Raw genomic sequence first — 23,812 nt, 5'->3', positions numbered from 1 at the left:
ATAATACTATAATGAACGTTAGTTCTTAATATGTAAGTTGCATATACATGCGCCATTCTCATGTAAAAAGAAAGTGTTAGTAACTTACACAAGGAGGGGGACTATTATGTTCATAATAAAGTCTATGTTGTATAGACTGATGCAAATGATAGTTGTTTTATTTGTTATTTCTACACTTACATTCATTTTAATGAAATTATCACCAGGCAATCCTGTTGATAAAATATTACATCTTGATGTAGCACAAGTGTCGACGGAACAAATAAATGCAACCAAAGATAAATTGGGATTAAATGATTCTTTATTGGTACAGTGGTGGCATTGGATGAATCATTTATTACATTTTAATTTAGGAAAAAGTTTTGAATCAAAAGAACCGGTAACACAGATATTATTCAACTATGCACCCATAACATTACTCATATCATTTTCAACATTAGTAGTGTCGTTATGCATATCTATACCGCTCGGCATTATAGCAGCCAAACGATTTCATAAGTGGACGGATAAAGTGATTAGAGTGATCTCAACACTATCGATTAGTTTACCAGCGTTCTTTATCGGTATTATTTTATTATTTATTGTCACAAATTTAATGAATATAGATAGCGTTATACTAAGTCAGTTTATATTACCTGTAATCACGCTATCTTTAGGTATGTGTGCATACATCATTCGTTTAGTGCGTTCTAATTTATTGATGTTATTGCAAAGTAATATCGTACAAGCATCAAGATTACGCGGTATGAATGAACGTTATATTTTAATTCATGATTTACTAAAACCAACAATTTTGCCGATTATCCCATTACTAGGGATTTCACTTGGCAGTCTAATAGGTGGTACTGTAGTGATTGAAAATTTATTTGATATACCTGGTATTGGTTATCTATTAATGGATAGTATTAAATCTCGAGATTATCCTGTTATTCAAGGATGCGTGTTATTTATTGGCTTCTTCGTTGTTATTATCAATACGATTGCTGATTTATTAACGTTATTACTTGATCCGAAGCAGCGTTTACAATTAGGAAATCCAAAAATCAAAACCAATACACCATTGATATCAGAAAGTAGTGACCGTCATGCATAAAATATTTTCAAAGAATAACCTGATATTTTTTGTATTCGTTGCATTTATTTTTGTGGTAATTGTACTGCAATTCTTTGTCAGTAGTGAAAATGCAACCAAAGTCAATTTATCACAAACTTTTGAACCTATTAGTTGGTTGCATTTATTAGGAACTGATGATTATGGGAGAGATTTATTTACCCGAATTATTATCGGTGCACGTTCAACATTGTTTGTTACTGTTTTAACATTAATAGCTATCGTTGTCATAGGTGTTACACTAGGTCTATTTGCCGGATACAAAAAAGGGTGGATTGAACGATTAGTGTTAAGGTTTATTGATGTTGGTCTAAGTATTCCAGAATTTATCATCATGATTGCTTTAGCAAGTTTTTTTCAACCATCTTTATGGAATTTAGTTATCTCAATTACATTAATAAAATGGATGAATTACACAAGGTTGACTAGAAGTATAGTTAATAGCGAAATGAATAAGCCTTATATAAAAATGGCACAATTATTTCATGTACCAACAAGAACAATATTAATACGTCATTTAACACCTAAAATTATACCGGCTATTATCGTTTTGATGGTCGTTGATTTCGGTAAAATCATTCTATATATAAGTTCACTATCATTTATTGGGTTAGGTGCACAACCGCCAACACCAGAGTGGGGCGCTATGTTGCAACAAGGTCGTGATTTTATTTCGTCTCATCCAATTATGTTGATTGCACCTGCTTCAGTCATTGCTATAACTATTTTAATTTTTAATTTAACCGGTGATGCACTAAGAGATAGATTGCTGAAACAACGGGGTGAATATGATGAGTCTCATTGATATACAAAATTTAACAATAAAGAATACTAGTGAGAAATCTCTTATTAAAGGGATTGATTTGAAAATTTTTAGTCAACAGATTAATGCCTTGATTGGAGAGAGCGGCGCTGGAAAAAGTTTGATTGCTAAAGCTTTACTTGAATATTTACCATTTGATTTAAGCTGCACGTATGATTCGTACCAATTTGATGGGGAAAATGTTAGTAGATTGAGTCAATATTATGGTCATACAATTGGCTATATTTCTCAAAATTATGCAGAAAGTTTTAACGACCATACTAAATTAGGTAAACAGTTAACTGCGATTTATCGTAAGCATTATAAAGGTAGTAAAGAAGAGGCTTTGTCCAAAGTTGATAAGGCTTTGTCGTGGGTTAATTTACAAAGCAAAGATATATTAAATAAATATAGTTTCCAACTTTCTGGGGGCCAACTTGAACGCGTATACATAGCAAGCGTTCTCATGTTGGAGCCTAAATTAATCATTGCAGACGAACCAGTTGCATCATTGGATGCTTTGAACGGTAATCAAGTGATGGATTTATTACAGCATATTGTATTAGAACATGGTCAAACATTATTTATTATCACACATAACTTAAGTCATGTATTGAAATATTGTCAGTACATTTATGTTTTAAAAGAAGGTCAAATCATTGAACGAGGTAATATTAATCATTTCAAGTATGAGCATTTGCATCCGTATACTGAACGTCTAATTAAATATAGAACACAATTAAAGAGGGATTACTATGATTGAGTTAAAACATGTGACTTTTGGTTATAATAAAAAGCAGATGGTGCTACAAGATATCAATATTACTATACCTGATGGAGAAAATGTTGGTATTTTAGGCGAAAGTGGCTGTGGTAAAAGTACGCTCGCTTCATTGGTTCTTGGCTTGTTTAAACCTGTTAAAGGAGAGATTTACTTAAGTGACAATGCTGTGTTACCGATTTTCCAACACCCTTTAACTAGCTTTAACCCTGATTGGACGATTGAGACCTCATTAAAAGAAGCGTTATATTATTACAGAGGTCTAACTGATAATACTGCTCAGGATCAATTATTATTACAACATTTATCTACTTTTGAGTTAAACGCGCAATTATTGACTAAATTACCAAGCGAAGTGAGTGGCGGACAATTACAAAGATTTAATGTCATGCGTTCGTTATTAGCACAGCCTCGCGTTTTAATATGTGATGAGATAACTTCAAATTTAGATGTTATAGCTGAACAAAATGTAATCAATATATTAAAAGCGCAAACGATTACGAACTTAAATCATTTTATCGTTATTTCTCATGATTTATCCGTGTTACAACGCTTAGTTAATAGAATTATCGTTCTTAAGGATGGCATGATAGTCGATGATTTTGCAATAGAGGAATTATTTAATGTTGATAGACACCCTTATACAAAAGAATTAGTGCAAGCATTTTCATATTAGTTATTTAAGAATGCGATAATTCTAGACTTGTTATAAAATATAGATAAATCAAGTATTTTAATCTAGACACTTATCTATTTTATTTTCTTTATTTAAAAATAATAATAAAAAGGAGTATCATTAATGGGATTACTTGATATTGCAAGTATTCGTTCTATAGAAAGAGGCTTTAATTATTATCAAAGTGAATGCGTCATTAACTTAAAATCATTTTCAGAAACGCAGCATGAGGCTGAAGTAAAGGGCAGTGGCAACAAAGTATATCGTTGTTATATTGATATGGAACATCCTAGAAAATCCATATGTAATTGTCCTCATGCTGATGGAAGACGAGTGATATGTAAACATATGATTGCATTACTCTTTACAGCTAGTCCAGAAGCAGCAAATAAACATATAATGATGTTAAACGAAGTTGAAGAAGACTATCAATTACGCAGAAATATGTGGATTGATAGTCTTAAAGAAATGATTAATGATATGAGTGAAGAAGAACTCCGCGATGCATATTTAAACATGTTAATTGAACATGGAGAAATGGCAGAATTATTTGGATTAGATGAAGAGGAAGAAATGTTCGAGGACGAATTTTATTAAAATAGCCCCTATCGATTGATAATGATTATCATTTGATAGGGGTGTTTTTATTTATATGATTTTAAGACTTTGCAAATAGCTTGTGCATTATTATTGATGTGTTTGATTTTATCAAGTTTCAATATTGCGTGTGTGTATGCTTCTGATGGTCCTATAATATAGCCACTACTAGCATGTTGTAACATGACAATATCATTGTGGTCATTACCAAATGCTATATATTTAACATCTGCATCAAATATATATTGTAATGCAGTATATTTGTTAATATTTTGCGCTGTTATATCAATGTTATACTCATTTGAATGGTGAATCATTTCCAATTCTTGATGGTATTTATCTAGCTCGTCTAATATAGTTGTAATTTGTGCCGGGTCTATATTTAATAAAATAATCTTGATTGGCGTGTCGATATTTGCAACATCAATACAACTGGCCAGCTTATGTGGATCTAAACGCTCAAAAATCGCGTTCTCAGCGTCAAGTTGTGCAGCATAATTCCAATCATCATCAATAATATAATCTAACTCATACTTTTGAATTATTTTGAAGATATGATGATATGTATCAGTATGAATTGGTTTGATAACAGAAATCTTTGATTGCTGTGAAATCATAGCACCATTTGCGCCAATTAATGTGTGCTGATGAAATACTGATGGTAAAACTGGCAACAAATCACGAATCGGACGTGCTGATGCAAATATAAGTTCATGACCATCATGTTGTAATTGTAACAATGTATCAATAATAGTCTGGTCAATTAATCGGCCGTCAAAACAAAGCGTACCATCAATATCAAAGACAAATCTCATCAAATCACTCCAAACAATATAATACCATGATTATAGCATAAGTAAGTTATGTGACGATATTAGATAATGATTATGATGTAGGGTACCTTTTGCGTTACACACATATAACTTCCTATAATATATATTATGTAAACTAGAATGTGAAATTCCATAAGGGGACTTATATAACTGTATGTTTGTGTAGTGTTTATGTCAGTAAGCTAAATTTACATTCATGTTATGTTTCATTAAACCAATTACTCACGTTTTGGTGCATATTAAATCTTTTATATCGATCATACATCTATCATCATTTTTATTTCTAAAATACAAACTGAATACTTTGCTAGAATTTGTTACAGCAATCATTGCTCATGCATTTTATAAATTACAATTAGACAAATATGACATTTGATATCACACACTTGCAAACACACACATATATAATCAGACATAAATTGTTATGCTAAGGTTTATTCACCAAAAATATAATACATATTGGCTTGTTTTGAGTCATATTGAATGAATTAAAAAGTATACTCAACTCAATCATTTACAAATAGGTTGTGCAATTCATATTTATATTTATTGCAATCACTTGTTAAACTTGTCATTTAATATATCATTATTCGAGGCTTTATTAAAAAACATATAAAAAAGAGCCTATAGTATCAATAACTATAAGCCCTAACATCATTTACATCTATTTCTTTAATTTTTTACGTAATTTATCCAATGTTGTGAACAACCAATATTTCACTTTATGAATTGGTTTATAGAAATCCCCTATTAATTCTTCGATTTGTACATTAAATCCACGTTTAAAGCGGTATACGCCATAATCTTCACTGTTTTCCGTAAAATCACCTGATAAACCATAGAAATTATAACGATCATAGCCATTATCGAAGCAATAGTTAATCATAAACCAATGCATCATGTATGGTCCCATAAATTGATTATATTTTTCTGATGAACCACCAGAGAAATAATTCACTTCATATGCATTTGCAAAATAAACGCCAGAAGCAAGGTTTAGAATTGGGCCGTCCGTTTTGCTCAATTCACTTGCATTCAATAATTCATGCTGATCATGATCAATTTGCTTATCTAATTCTGCAATTTTCTTCATTTGCTTATCTGATTTGTTTTCTTTCGCCATCATTTGATCACGACGATTTTCTTTGTCATTCAATTCCTGTTGCAACTTTAACACATATTCATCAAGGTCAATATATGCTAATGGTACTAATACTTTATCTCCATATGTGTCAATAAAGTTATAAAAATAATCATCTGTTTTTGATACAAATCCAGCACGCTCTTCAGTTTCACGATATAAATCTAAGAAAAGATTGAACTCATCACGTTCAAGGAATCTGACTTTAACACCATAGTTTATCGCTTTATTAATATTACGTTTACGTTGACTATCAAATGTCTTTTTCAATGTTTCGGGTGTTTTACCTTCAAGGTTTAATACGCCCATCCATCGTACTTGGCTCGATGTATCATACTCAGTTGTAAAGCCATGATGCTCGTAACCATGTGATTTAAACAAGTTTACTAGGGCATCATTTTTCTCGCGACCTTCAAATGGCACGATATCTTTATCATATAGATGATATAACCAATACGGATCTAATTTAACATATAAACATTGATGTTGCTGTAAATATTTATCTAACTCTTTTAAATAATAATCAACTAATCCTAAATCTGAAAAATCCATTACTGGACCACGATTCGAATAGTAAACATAACTTCCCATAGTAGGAATTTTAGAGAAAAGGCTTGCTGCAATTACTTTGTTATTGTCGTCTTTAATACCTAATAAAACTACTTCAAAGCCATCATTCTCACGGGTAACTATATTTTCTTTTACTTGGAAATAATGACTTTCCAATGATGGATTTTGTACAAAGTTGTCAAATTCGGTAACAGTTAACTCTGTAAATTTCATGTTTTGATAATTCCCTTCCTAAAAAATTCTGTCTTTAACTTTTTTAAGTGCGGTATATGCTGCGTAAACAGGTTTATTAATTGGTTTAATAAAGTCACCAACATATTCAATAATTTCAGCATTGTAACCTTTTTTGAATTTAACTACACCAGCATCTTCAGCATCTTCTGTAAATTTACCACTAACACCATAGAAATTATAACGGTCAATGCCATGATTTAATGCATAATTAATCATTTCCCATTGCACTGCATAACTTCCGGCAAAATGACGGAATGCATTTGATGTACCACCAGCATAATAAACAACTTCAAATGGATTGATAAAGAAGAAACCAGCAGAGATAGGTAATTCATTACCATGTTCTTCTTGTAGACGTTTACCTTCTTCAATCTTTTGCTCATTTGCATCAAGTTGTTGTTGTAAGTTATCTCGCTTGTTATGTGCTTTTTTATTTTCAGGACGTTTTTCAATATCCTTTAACGCTTTATTTAAATCTTTATTTAAAATATCACGCTCTTCGTTTAGTTCTTTAATATATTCATCAAAGTTGATATACGCTAAAGGTACTAACACACGGTCTTTGTAATATTTTAAGCGATTGTAGTAAAATTTGTCATCACGATCAGCAAAAGCTTTTGATTCTGACGTATCTTCCATAAATGATCTAAAAATTGGTAGTTCTTCTTCAGATAAAAATCTTACTTTAACACCATTCTTTTTAACTTTTTTCGTGTTTCTTTTTCTAAGTCCATCCATATTTTTAATGATGTCATCTGCTGTTTTATCTTTTAAATCTAACACTGAGTGATAACGAATTTGTAGCACAGGATCAAATCCTTTATGGAATCCAGTATGTTCAAATCCTAAGTTACTCATTTTATCAAAGAACCAATCATTACCAGCATTACCTGTAATCTCGCCATCATGATTCAAGTATTGATATGGTAAATATGGATCGATATGTAGGTATAGACAACGATGTTTTTTAACATATTTTGATAATTCATTAAAGAAAAAGTGTACGAGTTCTTGATTTTCATAATCAATCACTGGACCGCGATTTGAATAAAAATACTTGAACACTTTCATAACAGGTACAGCAGTAAGTAAGCAAGCTGCAATGACCTCGTTATTATTGTTTTTTATTCCCACTAAATGTGTTTCATAACCTTCAGCAAGCTTTAACTCATAGTGGCCAACAGTTTGCGTGAAATGACTGTATGGCATGCTATCTGTAAAGGCACCAAACTCTTTAGCTGTTAAATTTGTAAACTTCATTATCATTACTCCTATTTGTCTCTCGTTAATTAATTTCATTTCCGTATTTGCAGTTTTTCTATTTCCCCTCTGCAAATGTCAAAAATAATAAATCTAATCTAAATAAGTATACAATAGTTAATGTTAAAACTAAAACATAAACGCTTTAATTGCGTATACTTTTATAGTAATATTTAGATTTTTGAATACAATTTCAAAAAAAGTAATATGAACGTTTGGGTTTGCTCATATTACTTTTTTTGAAATTGTATTCAATTTTATAATTCACCGTTTTTCACTTTTTCAAACAGTATTCGCCTAATTTTTTTAAATCAAGTAAACTTAATTATTCAATGTTTGTTGGATAGATTGTAAATATTTAATGATTTCCTCACGCGTGTTAGATTTAAATCGCTTAACGATTTCGCTACCAATGACAATGCCATCTGCAACCTCTTTTATATCTGCAACATGTTGTGGTGTTCTTATACCAAATCCTGCGACAACTGGCACATTGGCTATCGCTTTAATTGACTCAATTTTTCGTTTTAATTCTGGATGAAACGCACCGTTTTGCCCTGTTGTCGCATTCATCGTCACAGTATAAATAAAGCCTTCCGCATGGGATACGATATCTTTTATACGTTTGTCATCAGTAGTCATCGCAACTAACGATATGATTTTGACGCCATAGTGACTAAATTGTTGTTTTAAACGCTGCGATAATTCATATGGTAAATCAGGAATAATTAAGCCGTAGACACCAGTATCTCGACATTTTTCAAAAAACGCTTGTTCTCCATAATGACAAATAATATTATAATACGTCATTAATACATAGTTACACTTAATTTGATCACCATGTTTTTCTAATTGATTGAAAATATAATCTATCGTGATGCCTTGTTTAATCGCTTGTTGACCTGCTTCCATGATAACTGGACCATCAGCAACCGGATCAGAGAAAGGTACTCCAATTTCAATTATATCTGCACCATTTTCACTCAACAATGTTGCATTTTCAATCAAATCTTTATTGCCCATAATATAAGGTATAAATAATTTAGTCATTTGCAAGACCTCGCTCTACCATATATTGTCTAATTGTTTCCATATCTTTATCGCCACGTCCAGAAATAGTTACTACAATAATATCTTCTTTCGACATCGTAGGCGCTAGTCTTTCAACATAACTCAGTGCATGTGCACTTTCAATTGCAGGTATAATACCTTCATGTTTTGTAAAGTTGATTAAAGCATTCATTGCTTGTGTATCACTAGCATTTTCAAAAGTTACTCTACCAATGTCGTGGTAATAAGAATGTTCTGGTCCAATACCAGGATAATCAAGTCCTGCTGAAATAGAATGTGCTAGTTGCACTTGCCCATCTTCATCTTGAATTAAATACATTTTAGTACCATGTAATACGCCAGGTGATCCTTTGCCAATTGCAAGTGCATGTTTATCAGTATCATCGCCTTGACCTGCGGCTTCAACACCGTATAATGCAACATCATCTTTAATAAATGGATAAAATGTACCGATTGCATTTGAGCCACCACCGATACATGCTACAATTGCATCCGGAAGTCGACCTTCTTTCTTCAATATCTGTGATTTTATTTCTTTACCAATCACACTCTGAAAATCTCTAACAATCGTTGGGAACGGGTCTGGACCTAATGCAGAACCTAATAAATAATGTGTATCATCTACATGACTTACCCAATATTGCAATGCTTTATTAACTGCATCCGATAAAGTCCCTTGACCATCTTCAACTGCCACAACCTTTGCACCAAGTAATTCCATTCTAAATACATTAAGTTGTTGTCTTTTAATATCTTCACTTCCCATAAAGACAACAAGTTCCATATCAAATAATGCAGCAACCGTAGCACTAGCTACACCATGTTGACCCGCACCAGTTTCAGCAACAAGCTTCTTCTTGCCCATTCTTTTAGCAAGCAACGCTTGACCTAACGCATTATTAATTTTATGGGCGCCTGTATGATTTAGATCCTCTCGTTTCAAATATATTTTAGCGCCACCTAGGCTTTCAGTATATGATGCAGCATATGTAAGTGGTGTCGCGCGTCCTACATACTCTGATAAATAGTATTCCAGTTCTCTTTGAAACTCTGGGTCTGCTTTTGCCTCTTTATAAGCTTTTTTCAACTCAATAATTGCTGGCATTAATGTTTCTGGAACATATTGCCCTCCATATTCACCAAAGAAACCTAATTCATCTGCTTCTGTTTGTATTTGTTTATTCATTGTCTCTATCTCCTTTCACAATATTTACAATTGCTGTCATTTTTTCTATATCTTTTCGCCCATTTACTTCTATACCTGATGCAAGATCATAACCTTGATGTGATAATTTAAGTTGATTAACTGTTTGAATATTTTCAGAGTTAATGCCTCCTGCTATCAAATAAGGTATGTCTTTTATGTGCTTCAAAATAGTCCAGTCATATGTTTGACCGGTACCACCATACGACACTGAGGGTGTGTCGATAATAAATAAATCTACGAACCCTTTATATTTATTTATGTTTTGGATTATGTTTTCATCTGCAGCTAAAGCTTTAGTGATTTTAATGCTTGAATATTTCTTTTTAATTTCCTGTATAAAATCAATAGATTCTGTGCCGTGTAACTGTATTGTGTTAATTGACGTATTGCTTAATACGTGTTCAATTGTTGTTAAATCAGGATTTACCATGACACATACTTTATCGATATGATTTGGAACAGCAGACGCTAACTTTTTTATTTGGGTAATTGTTTGATGCCTTTTACTTTTTTCATAATGGATGAAACCTATCGCATCAATAGGTAATTGACTGGCCGCTGTAACATCCTTTATTGATGTAAAGCCACAAAATTTCAATTTCATCATGACTTCACCTTTTGCATTTTCAGTTGTGGTAAAAATTCAGATAGATTGTCACAACGCATAAGCGCCTCACCTATTAGTAAGCCATCGATACCACTATGCAAGATTTTTCTTACATCAGATGCATCGTGAATACCACTTTCAGAAATATAATAATGATTTGTTTTTTTATTTTCTAAAATAGTATTTGTATGTTCCACATTTGTAACAAATCGTTTTAAGTCCCTGTTATTTACACCAATCAATTTAGCATTAACCTTATAGGCACGTTCTAATTCATGGCGATCATGTACTTCAACTAACACTTCTAGATTTTGCGATATAGCGTAGTTATATAAATCTTTCAATTGTTTATCAGATAAGATGTTAACGATCAATAAAATCATAGATGCACCAGCTTGTTTAGCAACATCAATTTGAAGCGGGTCTATAATAAAGTCTTTGCATAATACGGGTAATGTTGTTTTTGTCGTCAATGCTTGTAATCTTTCAAAACTACCACCAAAGTACTTTTCATCAGTTAAAATGGACACGGCATTTGCACCATATTGGTCATAATCTGAGATTTGTTGCGATAAATCTCGTTCAGGTAAGTCATTAACTGTAGGACTCTTCGATTTAATTTCTGCAATAATTGCTAGCTTTGGTTCTTTCTCAATTGCGTTTATAAAAGATTTTTTATTCTGAATCTTCACACTTTTCAAGGTATTAAGTTTGTCTTGATAATAGCCATTTTGTAAAAGTGACTGTTTATATTTAACAATTTCTGATAAAATCGTCATATTATTCACCTCTCATTTGATGGTATTTTTCCAATGCTTCACCATTATCAATCAATGTAGTTGCAAGTTCTATGCCTTCTGCGATGGTATCCACTTTCTCTGCAACATAAAGGCTTAAACCCGCATTTAGTAAGACAACATCACGTCGACTTGACTGATCTTTACCATTCAAGATATTAAGGGAGATTGCTAAATTTTCTTCAGGTGAACCGCCTTTAAAATCACTATTCGGCGCATGTTTCAAACCATAATCAGTCGCATTTAATGTGTAATTTTTGATTTCTCCATCTTCAGTCAATTCATATATCAAATTATCACCAGATAGTGTTGCTTCATCCATACCATTTGCACCATGTAAAACGATTGCACGTTTTCTACCTAAATCTTTAATCGTTTTAGCAACTAACTTTAACTTTGTAGGATCAAAGACGCCTACCATTTGATACGTTAAGTGATATGGATTAATTAATGGACCCACAAGGTTTAATATTGTAGGCTTTCCAATCATTTTTCTAACTGGTTGCATATACTTCATGATTGGATATGATTCAGTTGCACCAATGAATACAAGGTCTTTTTCATTTAATTGGTTAGGTGTATCATCAACAGTTGTTGTTTGTATGTTCATTTGATTTAACAAATCCGTACTACCTGAATTTGAGGTAATACTTTTATTACCATGTTTTATAACTTTTACGCCAGCACTTGCTACAACAAAAGCAACAGTCGTTGAAATGTTGAAACTATTTGACTTGTCACCACCTGTGCCGCACACACACATAGCCCCTTCATAACATGGTTGATGTGGATACATTGTATTAATTAAGCTACGTACAATATATGTTAATTCTTGTTGTTGGATTTCTCGCTCCGAATAGGAACTAAGTAATTCATATTTAATATCAGTTCCAATACTAGGAGAAATAAGTATATCGATTAGCTCTTTAATGTCGCTTTCAAGTAATATAGTTTCAGTTTTTATTCTTGTTAGTAATGTCATGGTTTTCATCCTTCCTTCACTAGATTAATGAAATTTGTAATTATTTTGACACCATAGTCTGTAGCAAATGATTCAGGATGGTACTGAATACCATAATGCGGTCTTTCTTTATGCTCGAATGACTGTATACAATCTTTGGTACGTCCAGTAATTTTCAATTCTTCTGGAAAATTGTCAGGGTTACTTATTAATGAATGATATCTCATAATTGAAAACTGTTCTGGTATATCTTGATATAACAGATGTTGATGATGCGATATAACCTTTAGTGTATCAACTTTGCCGTGCATAACCTTGTCGCCTTTAATGACTTCTCCACCGTAGTAACAAGTCAGTGCCTGAGCCCCTAAACAAATACCTAAAATGGGTTTGTGTTGATAGGTTGATATGATTTTCATTAACTGTTGATCGTCTAATGGATGCCCTGGACCAGGAGATATAATAACAGCGTCCACCGATTGATTCAGCACATTATCATCATCAGGGTATTGAACAATGACGTCAGTATGTTGAGCAACAATATCCACTAGGTTATATGTAAAGGAATCATAATTATCTACAACTAAGATCATGGGCTCACCTCCAATAAGCTTTTAGCTTTCAATTTCGTTTCATTCAGTTCTTTTTCAGGAATAGAATCATATACAACGCCACAACCAGCTTCTACGTTGATATACTGCTCATCTATCATCATCGTTCGAATTGCTAATGCAAAATCTAAGTTATGATTACAATTTATGTATCCAACACCACCACTATAAACGCCCCGTTTATGTGGATATTGTTCATATATTCTTTCAATTGCACGTAATTTTGGTGCACCTGAAACGGTACCTGTTGGTAATAAATTCGCAATAACTGTCATTGGCGATAAATTTTGATTTATTTTACCTGTGACTTCACTTACGATATGCATAACATGTTCATATTTTTCAATAACCATTAATTTAGTAATTTTTGAGGTACCGATTTTACTTACTCTATGAATATCATTACGTCCTAAATCAACTAGCATACGATGTTCGCTGCATTCTTTTGGATCATTAAGTAGTTGTTTCATATTCTCATTATCTATTTGTGTCGTCTCACCACGTTGAATCGTACCTGCAATAGGATTAGTTGTTACAATTTGATCTTTGACACTTACGAAACTTTCGGGAGAACTACCGACAATATATGGTTGATCGATATTAAGATAATACATATATGGACTTGGGTTTTGTCGTTTTAAATTTTGATACAGTTGAAACGAAAGTTGATTTAAATGCTGACTAGCATGATGCGCATATTTGTAAATTCTTGATGGCACAACTTGGAACATATCCCCTTCTGTTATTTTCTCTTTGAAATACTGAATCATTTCGATAAATCTTTCTTCAGAAATGTTTGATTGAATTTCTTTAGTTTTAAAATCAAAATCTTGTGTAGGCATGAATGGTTGGATTTTAGTTAAGTCTTCGATAGACTTAATAACTCGATTCTCAAGATCTGATTTTGTTGAATTTGAAAATTGATTCGTCGCGATGATATATAACTCATCTTTGTAATGGTCAAATACATAAACTTGTTCAACCATATATAACCTTACATCGTGCTGCTTGTGATCTTCTAATTGTATTGATTGCAATTTAGGAAATTCATGTCTTACTAAATCAAAGCTACACGTCCCAACATATCCAGATATAAATGGTAATGACTTAAGTTGCTCATCTTGAATATTATGGTAGTCTTCATTTATTTTAGTCGTTAAATAATGGTACGGTCTTTCAGTGATTTGATACGATTCTTTTAAAGTACTTACTGATAATACATCATTATCTAAAGTTAAAGTGCCATAAATATCAAAAATAACAACTGAATAGCGACCTTTAGTTTGTTGTTGATTTGTACTTTCCAAAATGATCTTCTTGGAATGAAGTTGTGCTAAAACTTCGGGCGTTACATTTGCTTTTATTTTTTTATAAAATATATCCATTCTATACGCTCCTTTCAAAAAAGCGCCAGCATCCTTATCAATATAAAGGACGCTGACGCGTGGTACCACCTAAATTAACCGAATATTCGAAATATTCATAGTTCACTCTTTACTATATATAATTTTTCTGTTGCAGACAAAACCCAATTTCATTAATCTCGGTGTTAGTTCACATCATCCACTAACTTTCTGTTGCTACCTTTAATTAACTACTACATTTTGTCTAAATAAAAAGACACCACATAACGCATATACCTGTAAGGACGCGTTACCGTGGTGCCACCTTAGTTAACATAATTCATGTTCACTTTCAAAACTCATTCAATTGTTTTCCAAAGTCCAATTCACAAGATATGGCGTGCTAATTCCCATCACCCATTAGCTTTCTATTTGCTACGTTTCATATCTGCTACTATTTCTTTAGAAAATTCTAATTATTTTTATAGTTCATTATATTACATAGGTCGTTCACATTTGTCAACACTAATTGTTTACTCAATTGGTGATAAGCAATATGCATATAGTAATTTCTCTGTCGCTTTAATAGAATCAATATGTGTTCGTTCCATTGCATGAGATGATTCAATGCCAGCGCCAAATAAACCATGTCTGATATCCGCACCAGCATGTAAAGCTGCTGAAGCATCTGAACCATAATATGGATATATGTCTACTTTATATGGAATGTTATTTATTTTGCAAAGATTAACTAGGTGCGATTTCAATTGCTTATGATATGGACCTGAAGCATCTTTGGCACAAATAGAAACTGTATATTCATCCGATGCTTGACCGTCTCCCAACGCGCCCATATCTAATGCAATATATTCTTTGATTTTCGAATCAATTGATGCATTTGCACCGTAACCTATTTCTTCGTTATTAGAAATATAAAATTGCGTTGTATGTGGTAATATTATTTGCTCTTCTTTTAATTTCTTTAGTAATTGTAGTATCATCGCTACGCTAGCTTTATCATCTAAATGACGAGATTTAATAAAACCTGATGACGTGATAACTGTACGTGGATCAAAGCTAACAAAATCACCTACTGAAATACCTAAACTCTTTGTATCTTCTTCTGATGTAGTTACTTCATCAATTCTTATTTCCATATGCTTTTGATCTCTAGGTATTTCATGATTATTTCTATATACATGAACACTTGTTTCATGCAGACAAATTGTTCCTGTATATATTTGACCAGCATCAGTTTTAATTTGGCAATATTCACCCTCAATCGCGTTATACGTGAATCCTCCAATTAATTCTATTGCTAAGCGACCATCTTCTTTAATTTCTTTAACCATTGCACCTAAAGTATCAACATGAGCAGTAATACAGCGTTGTACTTCATCATTTTTGCCTGGCACTGTTATTAATAACGCACCTTTATTTGTTAGTGTTGTTTGATAACCCAAGTCTTTTGCATATTTTTCGACAAATTGAATTGCTTCTTCTGTGTCTCCTGAAGGACTATTAATACCTGTTAATGTTTTAATCATTTCTAATATTGGTTCCATTGATTTACCCCTCCGTTGCCATTGTGTTACTATACTCTTTATTGTAGATGATTTATCTCCGTTTATCTATTAATGCTATTATCGATTTTTATTTACTATTGCACTGTGTCAACAGCTCATTTACAATGTTATTATTCTGAAAATTTCGAAATAAGGTGATTTATATGACAACAGTTTTATTTGTTGGGCTTGGATTAATTGGTGGAAGTCTTGCTAGCAATATAAAATACCATAACCCTAATACTAATATTATTGCATACGATGCAGATACTTCTCAGTTAGATAAAGCTAAATCAATCGGCATTATTAATGAAAAATGTTTAAATTATAGTGAAGCTATTAAAAAAGCCGATGTAATTATTTATGCAACACCTGTTGCTATCACAAATAAATATCTTAGCGAGCTTATAGATATGCCAACTAAACCTGGTGTTATTGTTTCTGATACTGGTAGTACTAAAGCAATGATACAGCAACACGAATGCAATTTATTAAAGCATAATATTCATTTAGTCAGTGGTCATCCAATGGCTGGTAGTCATAAATCTGGTGTACTAAATGCTAAAAAGCACTTATTTGAAAACGCTTATTATATTTTAGTCTACAATGAGCCAAGAAATGAGCAAGCAGCAAACACGTTAAAAGAACTGTTATCACCTACTCTTGCTAAATTTATTGTAACTACTGCTGAAGAACACGACTACGTAACAAGCGTCGTAAGTCATTTACCTCATATCGTTGCATCTAGTTTAGTTCATGTTAGTCAAAAGAACGGTCAAGAACATCATTTAGTTAATAAACTTGCAGCTGGTGGTTTTCGTGATATCACTCGTATAGCTAGTAGTAATGCACAAATGTGGAAAGATATCACCTTGAGTAATAAAACGTATATTTTAGAAATGATTCGACAGCTAAAAAGTCAGTTTCAAGATTTAGAAAGACTAATTGAAAGCAATGATTCTGAAAAATTGTTATCATTTTTTGCCCAAGCTAAATCGTATCGCGACGCACTACCCGCTAAACAACTAGGTGGACTAAATACTGCGTATGATCTATATGTAGACATTCCGGATGAATCAGGTATGATAAGTAAAGTGACTTATATCCTGAGTTTACATAACATATCTATAAGCAACTTAAGAATCTTAGAAGTACGCGAAGATATATACGGTGCTTTAAAAATTAGTTTCAAAAACCCTACTGACCGAGAACGCGGTATGCAAGCATTGAGTGATTTTGATTGTTATATCCAATAATTATTAAGTCTCTTTTGATAAATTCCATGTATTCTTAGATATTATTGTGAAAATCTATTGTGATATATGAAATATTTATCTTTAGAGACTTATTTTATACGAATCACAGTTATATATTACTTAAACCGTATAGTCATTACATTTTATGTCCAGCCATTAAACCTAATCTGCCGTGTTTTGTACCTGCTTCTGTAAACGATACTGCTTTGGACACAATACCTTTGCCGTATTTCAAATGTAATTGGTCTATCGTTTTAGCTAGACATTCGTCACGTTTGCGTTGGTATTCATCTTCAAACAGACTTAACTGTCGCTCATCCTCATTAATAAATTGACTCAAAGATATACTTAGCGTACGATATAGTGCTTGTTTATTACATAATTTATCTGCGAAATGCATTACTACTTTATAAATATCTTTTTCTAAGTTTGTTGGATCTTTCAAAGTATATTGCTTATGTACACCGCCTTCATCACTATAGCCAAAGGCAAAATGTATCGTTCTTGCCACTTTTTTTCTTGCTCGAACTCTGCTAGCAACATCTTCAATTAACTCTTGCATTACTACTTTTGCTTCATCAAAATGATAATCTCTCATTAATATTTGACTTTTGCATATCGATGGATTGCTGATCTTGTGCTTTTCACGTACTTTACTCTGATCTATCCCATTCGCATGTAGATGCATATCAACACCTAAAATACCGAACTCTTTTTTTAAAAATTTATATGGATATTTCGCTAAATCTCCTATAGTAAAAATTCCTCTTTTATTCAATTTGGCTTCTGTTCGACGATTAATACCCCAAAAATCTCGCAAGGGCTGAATTGGCCATAATTTCGTTGGTACATCTTGATATCGCCATTCAGCTATACCATTTTGACTATGCTTCGCTTCAACATCCATAGCAATTTTACTTAATAACATATTAGAACCAATGCCCACAGTACAATAAATGCCTGTTTCTTCATAAATTTCACGTTTAAGTCTTTCGCAAAATGCATGTACTGTAGAACTAAATCTATGATAGCTATCAGTAACATCCATAAAAAATTCGTCAATACTATATTGGTGTAAATCTTCAGGTGGAATATAACGCAATGCAATCTTAGAAATAGCAACTGAAACATTAAGATATTTACGCATACTTGGATTGATAATGTAAATATCATTTCTATGTGGTATTTCAAACAATCGCGACCCTGTCTTGATGCCTAATTCTTTTAATTTAGGTGTCGCAGCCAATATTACAGAACCCTGACGCTTAGTATCTGCAACAACAGCTAGCTTTGTTTCTAATGGATCTAGCCCCTTTTCAATACAAGAAACACTCGCAAAAAAACTTTTTTGGTCAATACATAGAACATCCCTATCTTCTAATAAATGATAATTATACACTGTTATTCCTCCCTTACTTGAATCTTATTATATACGAACACGTGTTCTATTTCAACTATTTTAGAACAAATGTTCTGTTATTTTGCAAATGAATTTTTAAGTATTACATGATATACTCAAATTAATAATGATTAGGAGGTTTGGATGATGCCAATCGTCAATGTAAAATTATTAGAAGGTCGTTCGGATGAACAATTAAAAAATTTAGTTAGCGAAGTAACTGACGCCGTAGAAAAAACAACGGGGGCAAATAGACAAGCAATTCACGTTGTTATAGAAGAAATGAAACCAAACCATTATGGTGTGGCTGGCGTAAGAAAGTCAGATCAATAATTCTTCATAAGATGCATGCCAATTAATTCTTTGAAAACGAACAAGGCGACTTCTATCTGAGTATGATAGAAATCGCCTTGTTTATTTTTAATCTTCATCTAAAAAGTCTTTAATAGCTTGTTTATTTGTGTTTTTATTAATCTGTAATGCACTACCATCAGTATTTGTATTGACATCTTCGTATGAGTTCTTGATTGGCACAGTCAATGACTTAACATCTTTTTCACCTCGGATACCAAAACTCAAACCTGTTTGGAAAATCCCTGAATCAGGAATGTTTGTATTCACATAGCCTCTTAAAATACCTGCAACTTTTGGTAATTTAACAACTGTTCTAAAATTAACCATTTCTTTTTTCAATGTTTGCATCACTTGTTGCTGACGTCGCACGCGTCCGAAGTCACCTTCAGGGTCGTGACGGAATCTTGCATAACCAAGTAATTCTTTACCATTCAACCTATGGTTACCCTTTTTCAAAGATACACCAATATTTTTCGACATATCTTTTTCGACATTAATTGGTACACCTTCAGGCATTAATTCATCAATCATTTTCTCAAATCCAGTAAAATCAACTACTGCATAATATTCAGGATTAATTCCTAAATTTTTATCAAGTGTTTTTCTAAGTAGCTCTGGACCACCTAAAGCGTATGCTGAATTAATTTTGTGTTTTCCATATCCTGGAATATCTGCATAAATATCACGCATGACAGACATCATTTTCATCTTTTTATTGATAAAGTCATATTGAACAACCATGATAGAATCTGTTCTTGATTGTCCACCTTGTGCTTTATCTGCACCGAGTACAAGAATAGAAATTTTACCATCATTTTTTACTGGTCCATTAAATTGATGTACTTTAACATCTTTCGCATGTTTCTTGGCATATTCTACACCGCTATTGTAACTATGTACAATATATACAACTAATGCGATAAGTAAAATTACAACAATCAGAAGAATGATAGGTAATTTCCTAATTTTCTTCTTCTTTTTTCGCTTAGGCGCCGAAGTGCGATGTTCACTTTGACGTCTATATTCGTTGTCATTAGTTTCTTTATCCATATTTACCTACCTTATATCTTCAAAAATAGATTTTTGTGTACTATAATAATCACATATTAACGTTATATAAAAACAATTCAAAAAGCAAGTGATTTCTTAATAAATCGTACTAAGGTCTAATGAAAGGATGTCAAAAATGAATATTAATACAGCTTATTTTGCCGGAGGTTGCTTTTGGTGTATGACGAAACCATTTGACACCTTTGACGGCATAGAAAAAGTAACTTCTGGATATATGGGCGGACATATTGAAAATCCTACTTACGAACAAGTAAAATCAGGTACGAGTGGTCATTTAGAAACTGTTGAAATTCAATATGATGTTGCATTATTCTCATACAATAAGTTATTAGAAATATTTTTCTCAGTCATTGACCCATTAGATACAGGTGGTCAATATCAAGACCGTGGTCCTCAATATCAAACAGCTATTTTCTACACTAATGATCATCAAAAAGAACTCGCTGAGACTTATATCGAGCAGCTTAAAAATACGATTAATGCTGATAAGGCAATTGCAACAAAAATATTACCAGCGTCACAATTTTACAAAGCCGAAGACTATCACCAAGATTTTTATAAGAAAAATCCAGAGCGCTATGCAGAAGAACAAAAAATACGCCAAGAATACAAAAATAAGCAATAACATTTATACTTGATGAAACTGATTGGACTGATAATAAAAGTTAGGCGACTTAACTTTAGCTCATTTCAATATTAAAATACGGTACAGATAGGAAACTTAAATATTCTTATCTGTACCGTTTTTTATAAATCATTCTTTATAGAAACCAAAAAATCCAAGCGCATCAGGCATAACTGTATACCTCTTAGCACTTGGATTTTAATTATTTGTGACGTATTACACGCATTACTTTAGAAAGTGATTCCCAAAGCGAATTATCTTTACGATAAACTAAAAAGCGTGGTTCCCAATTCGGATTATATTTAGATTTATAACGACGTAATCCTTGGAAACGATATAGACCGTTGAAATGTTCAAAGACACGGCCTGCAAGTCGTTCTCTTAAATATGAATAATGCAATTGACCAACGTTCGATAACGTTGCCATACCCATATTAAATTTTGTATAACCTTGTTCTTTACTCCAAAGTAACATATGCAAGTATAGACCATCCATTAATGGTAAATCTAACTCTGGCAACCATCTAATTAAATCGACTGAAATGGCATCATTAAAGTATGTTGGCATTAAACTACAAAATGCAATTACTTCATTTTCTTCATTTCGCATTACACCAATTGGCGCTTTAGATAAGTATTCTTCATTAAATTCACCAACAGAGAAATGCATTTCCTGACGATTATCTAGCCATAAATCACTTACATGTTGAAGTTCATTTATAAATTCAGTTGAAAACGGTGGTTCAATAATTTCGAACGAAATATTAAGTTCATCGAATTTATTTAAAGTCGCTCTAAATCCACGGCGTTTTTTACCTGAAGTTGAAAATTGCGTTAAATCAATAATTGCTTCTTCACCTAATTTGAAAAATTGGTTACCGAAATTATGATATAAAGGCATGTGTTGATCTGTAACTTGATAGAATATAACATCATAGCCTAAATACTCAGCGTAATTATAGAATGCTTCTAACAATTCATCAAAGGCATTTTCATCACCTAACGGATCTCCAAGAACCACTAATGAACTTGCTTTATAACGATACATTAAAAATGCTGTTTTATTTTCATTAGTGAAAAACTGCTTGTCACCACTATATATCAAGTGACTCAAATAATTACCGCCGTACTGATTAATAATCTCCTCGCAATCTTCAATTTTAGAAGAAATACGTACTTTGCTAAATTGATAATCAAACAACCATGCAATCATACCTATGATGATAGCGATGATTAAAATCGTAAGCCAGAAGTAATAGCGCAATACAGATGTATGCATTTCAATCGTATAAATATCTAATGCATATAACGTTCCAGCAATAAATATATGGTTAACATATAAAATAAATAAACTGAATAAAAGCATTGCAACTATATTTCTCATTCTTACTGGGCGTTTCAACCTACGTGCTCTACGGAAAGCTACAATAAGCAGAACAAAAATAATAGCTAACCATGTTATTAAAATATATGAAGCGTAAGTGAAGAATGTCGCCACTGTGATTAATAAAATTGAAATCATAGCAAAGATAATGGCACGTCTACTTTGCTTATAAATACCAACTACATTCAGTAAAAGTAATAAACAAGCACTAGTATGAATTGCCAATAGAATATAATACGTTAAGTGATTTCCATCATATAAAGCATCGTAAACAATCGTTAAGTTATTTACAAAAAAGATCATACTTGTAAAGAATACTAAAATTGCTAATGATAATGATGGAATTTTAGCAATAATATCCTTTTGATAAGACATTAAAAATGACGTAACATCTTTAGCAGGAATAAAGTATTTAGATCCCTCAATGTACTTCTTAGCTGATGTACCAAATTCAAATGATGATAAAATTAATGCAATAATTACCGGTACAAAATAGTACGCAAAACGATATAGAAGTAGCATTAATAATACTTTTTCCTCAGGGACACCTAAAGTTTTAAATCCTAGTAATACAACTAAATCGAAAGCGCCGAAACCACCAGGAATAAAGCTGACTAAACCTGATAATGCAGCAATGATAAATATTGCAATAAAGGACATGAATGATACATGAGCGTCAACAATTACACCACAGAAATATAATACAACTGCAGCTGCTAACCATTCAACACACGACACTAAAGTGCAGTACAATCCTACAAAACGATTGTTTTTATCGGGTGGTCTAACCATTGAATAAATAATGAATAATGGTAAGAAAAATGACACTACATATAATACCCATCTTACCCATGTAATCTTATCTAAGATTAAAGATGCATCGAAAACATGGAATACAATTAGCAATGATAATAAGCTTAAACCTGTCAACATTGAAATAAGTATTAAGGATATAAAGTGAACTAATTTCTTTTTATCATGCGTATAGTTTTTATAAACCATTGCTCTAACGCCTGCACCAATAAAGCCACCGAAACCTACAATCGCATTCAATGCATTGATGATATAACTTACTCTTAAAACTTTGCCTAAGGATATATCCATTTTTAAAGCTCTAGATAAAATCACATCATACATTGATAGAATAACAAGCGATGCCCCACCACCAATAAATAGTAACACTAAGGACATACGGTTAATCTTACTAAATTCAACCAACGTATCTTTAAAGTTAATACCAGATAACTCCCGATACAATGTGATTGCTACAAAAATAAATAAAGCTGTAGCAAACGTAATTTTTAAGATTGAAAATATTTTGTTTTTAACTTCCTGATTCATTTTTTCACATCAATTCTAATTATTTCTGTTATAAATCAAAATATATCATATAAACCATAAAAATAGCATATCATTTACCTTTGATTTATATAACACTTTTGTCATATTGATATCTGTATTAAGAAGTAAATAGAAAATATTTCTATCTCAAACAGAACAATATGGTTATCTATACTGATTCATATTTAACATAAAGAAAATGATGAATCAATACT

At 32.2% G+C, this 23,812-nt stretch carries 22 protein-coding genes; 8 read left to right on the top strand and 14 right to left on the bottom strand.

The annotated features are described in order from the left end of the window. The first annotated feature begins 106 nt into the window (after positions 1 to 106). The 5 genes from nikB to AA076_RS06950 all read left to right on the top strand — a co-directional run bounded on the left by nikB (position 107) and on the right by AA076_RS06950 (position 3,967). A complete protein-coding gene (gene nikB, locus AA076_RS06970) occupies positions 107 to 1,093 on the top strand; it encodes a nickel ABC transporter permease (RefSeq protein WP_000469949.1) in 987 nt (328 codons plus the stop codon). Beyond that, positions 1,086 to 1,916: a nickel transporter permease gene (gene nikC, locus AA076_RS06965; protein WP_000548932.1), complete on the top strand. Its 831-nt coding sequence runs from the start codon at positions 1,086 to 1,088 to the stop codon at positions 1,914 to 1,916. Before nikB ends, nikC begins: the two co-directional genes overlap by 8 nt. Beyond that, entirely contained in the window at positions 1,903 to 2,676 is a 774-nt protein-coding gene (locus tag AA076_RS06960) for an ATP-binding cassette domain-containing protein (RefSeq protein WP_000052317.1), read from the top strand. The genes nikC and AA076_RS06960 overlap by 14 nt, the downstream gene beginning before the upstream one ends. Further along, positions 2,669 to 3,370, top strand: a complete 702-nt coding sequence (locus AA076_RS06955; RefSeq protein ID WP_000571258.1) for an ABC transporter ATP-binding protein — start codon at positions 2,669 to 2,671, stop codon at positions 3,368 to 3,370. The genes AA076_RS06960 and AA076_RS06955 overlap by 8 nt, the downstream gene beginning before the upstream one ends. A 123-nt stretch (positions 3,371 to 3,493) precedes the next feature. Further along, positions 3,494 to 3,967 carry an SWIM zinc finger family protein gene (locus AA076_RS06950; RefSeq protein WP_000523665.1) on the top strand — a complete coding sequence of 158 codons (474 nt, stop codon included), beginning with the start codon at positions 3,494 to 3,496 and terminating at the stop codon, positions 3,965 to 3,967. Between the two features lie 47 nt (positions 3,968 to 4,014). Here the strand turns inward: AA076_RS06950 and AA076_RS06945 are convergent, their stop codons facing one another. The 11 genes from AA076_RS06945 to AA076_RS06895 all read right to left on the bottom strand — a co-directional run bounded on the left by AA076_RS06945 (position 4,015) and on the right by AA076_RS06895 (position 16,167). Continuing rightward, complete coding sequence (locus AA076_RS06945) at positions 4,015 to 4,782, bottom strand: Cof-type HAD-IIB family hydrolase (protein WP_001213019.1); 768 nt, start codon at positions 4,780 to 4,782, stop codon at positions 4,015 to 4,017. 682 nt (positions 4,783 to 5,464) lie between these two features. Beyond that, positions 5,465 to 6,724, bottom strand: a complete 1,260-nt coding sequence (gene femB / locus AA076_RS06940) for a glycine glycyltransferase FemB (RefSeq protein WP_000673098.1) — start codon at positions 6,722 to 6,724, stop codon at positions 5,465 to 5,467. Positions 6,725 to 6,742: 18 nt separating this feature from the next. Continuing rightward, the gene (gene femA, locus AA076_RS06935) at positions 6,743 to 8,005 is read right to left on the bottom strand and encodes a glycine glycyltransferase FemA (RefSeq protein WP_000673309.1); all 1,263 of its coding nucleotides are present in this window, start codon (positions 8,003 to 8,005) and stop codon (positions 6,743 to 6,745) included. 321 nt (positions 8,006 to 8,326) lie between these two features. Beyond that, a complete protein-coding gene (gene trpA / locus AA076_RS06930) occupies positions 8,327 to 9,055 on the bottom strand; it encodes a tryptophan synthase subunit alpha (RefSeq protein WP_000163627.1) in 729 nt (242 codons plus the stop codon). Next, positions 9,048 to 10,262: a tryptophan synthase subunit beta gene (trpB, locus tag AA076_RS06925; RefSeq protein ID WP_001041337.1), complete on the bottom strand. Its 1,215-nt coding sequence runs from the start codon at positions 10,260 to 10,262 to the stop codon at positions 9,048 to 9,050. The genes trpA and trpB overlap by 8 nt, the downstream gene beginning before the upstream one ends. Then, complete coding sequence (locus AA076_RS06920; RefSeq protein WP_000768192.1) at positions 10,255 to 10,887, bottom strand: phosphoribosylanthranilate isomerase; 633 nt, start codon at positions 10,885 to 10,887, stop codon at positions 10,255 to 10,257. Before AA076_RS06920 ends, trpB begins: the two co-directional genes overlap by 8 nt. Then, a complete protein-coding gene (gene trpC / locus AA076_RS06915; protein WP_000154116.1) occupies positions 10,887 to 11,669 on the bottom strand; it encodes an indole-3-glycerol phosphate synthase TrpC in 783 nt (260 codons plus the stop codon). Before trpC ends, AA076_RS06920 begins: the two co-directional genes overlap by 1 nt. A gap of 1 nt (position 11,670) precedes the next feature. Then, positions 11,671 to 12,669: an anthranilate phosphoribosyltransferase gene (gene trpD, locus AA076_RS06910; protein ID WP_000173832.1), complete on the bottom strand. Its 999-nt coding sequence runs from the start codon at positions 12,667 to 12,669 to the stop codon at positions 11,671 to 11,673. Between the two features lie 5 nt (positions 12,670 to 12,674). After that, the gene (locus AA076_RS06905; RefSeq protein ID WP_000604817.1) at positions 12,675 to 13,241 is read right to left on the bottom strand and encodes an anthranilate synthase component II; all 567 of its coding nucleotides are present in this window, start codon (positions 13,239 to 13,241) and stop codon (positions 12,675 to 12,677) included. After that, positions 13,238 to 14,644, bottom strand: coding sequence for an anthranilate synthase component I (locus tag AA076_RS06900; protein ID WP_000350978.1), 1,407 nt, complete (start codon positions 14,642 to 14,644; stop codon positions 13,238 to 13,240). The genes AA076_RS06905 and AA076_RS06900 overlap by 4 nt, the downstream gene beginning before the upstream one ends. A gap of 491 nt (positions 14,645 to 15,135) precedes the next feature. After that, positions 15,136 to 16,167 carry a M42 family metallopeptidase gene (locus AA076_RS06895; RefSeq protein WP_000433354.1) on the bottom strand — a complete coding sequence of 344 codons (1,032 nt, stop codon included), beginning with the start codon at positions 16,165 to 16,167 and terminating at the stop codon, positions 15,136 to 15,138. 164 nt (positions 16,168 to 16,331) lie between these two features. Here AA076_RS06895 and AA076_RS06890 point away from each other — a divergent pair, with 164 nt between their 5' ends. After that, positions 16,332 to 17,423: a prephenate dehydrogenase gene (locus AA076_RS06890; RefSeq protein ID WP_000214266.1), complete on the top strand. Its 1,092-nt coding sequence runs from the start codon at positions 16,332 to 16,334 to the stop codon at positions 17,421 to 17,423. Between the two features lie 136 nt (positions 17,424 to 17,559). On the opposite strand, the gene AA076_RS06885 is transcribed toward AA076_RS06890, so the two are convergent. Next, on the bottom strand, positions 17,560 to 18,822 hold the full coding sequence (locus tag AA076_RS06885) for a Y-family DNA polymerase (RefSeq protein ID WP_000283016.1): 1,263 nt from the start codon (positions 18,820 to 18,822) through the stop codon (positions 17,560 to 17,562). A 147-nt stretch (positions 18,823 to 18,969) separates the two neighbouring features. Here AA076_RS06885 and AA076_RS06880 point away from each other — a divergent pair, with 147 nt between their 5' ends. Next, a complete protein-coding gene (locus tag AA076_RS06880) occupies positions 18,970 to 19,155 on the top strand; it encodes a 2-hydroxymuconate tautomerase (RefSeq protein ID WP_001123276.1) in 186 nt (61 codons plus the stop codon). Between the two features lie 87 nt (positions 19,156 to 19,242). On the opposite strand, the gene AA076_RS06875 is transcribed toward AA076_RS06880, so the two are convergent. Beyond that, on the bottom strand, positions 19,243 to 20,226 hold the full coding sequence (locus AA076_RS06875; RefSeq protein WP_000356975.1) for an LCP family protein: 984 nt from the start codon (positions 20,224 to 20,226) through the stop codon (positions 19,243 to 19,245). Between the two features lie 136 nt (positions 20,227 to 20,362). Here AA076_RS06875 and msrA point away from each other — a divergent pair, with 136 nt between their 5' ends. Beyond that, positions 20,363 to 20,872, top strand: a complete 510-nt coding sequence (gene msrA / locus AA076_RS06870) for a peptide-methionine (S)-S-oxide reductase MsrA (RefSeq protein WP_001024830.1) — start codon at positions 20,363 to 20,365, stop codon at positions 20,870 to 20,872. A 202-nt stretch (positions 20,873 to 21,074) separates the two neighbouring features. On the opposite strand, the gene mprF is transcribed toward msrA, so the two are convergent. Continuing rightward, the gene (mprF, locus tag AA076_RS06865; protein ID WP_001071135.1) at positions 21,075 to 23,597 is read right to left on the bottom strand and encodes a bifunctional lysylphosphatidylglycerol flippase/synthetase MprF; all 2,523 of its coding nucleotides are present in this window, start codon (positions 23,595 to 23,597) and stop codon (positions 21,075 to 21,077) included. Positions 23,598 to 23,812 lie beyond the last annotated feature (215 nt).

It is taken from the genome of Staphylococcus aureus (assembly GCF_001027105.1).
In the GTDB taxonomy this organism is placed as follows: domain Bacteria; phylum Bacillota; class Bacilli; order Staphylococcales; family Staphylococcaceae; genus Staphylococcus; species Staphylococcus aureus.
The sequence above is the reverse complement of the archived record's forward strand: the minus strand, read 5'-3'. Positions and strand labels throughout refer to the sequence as shown.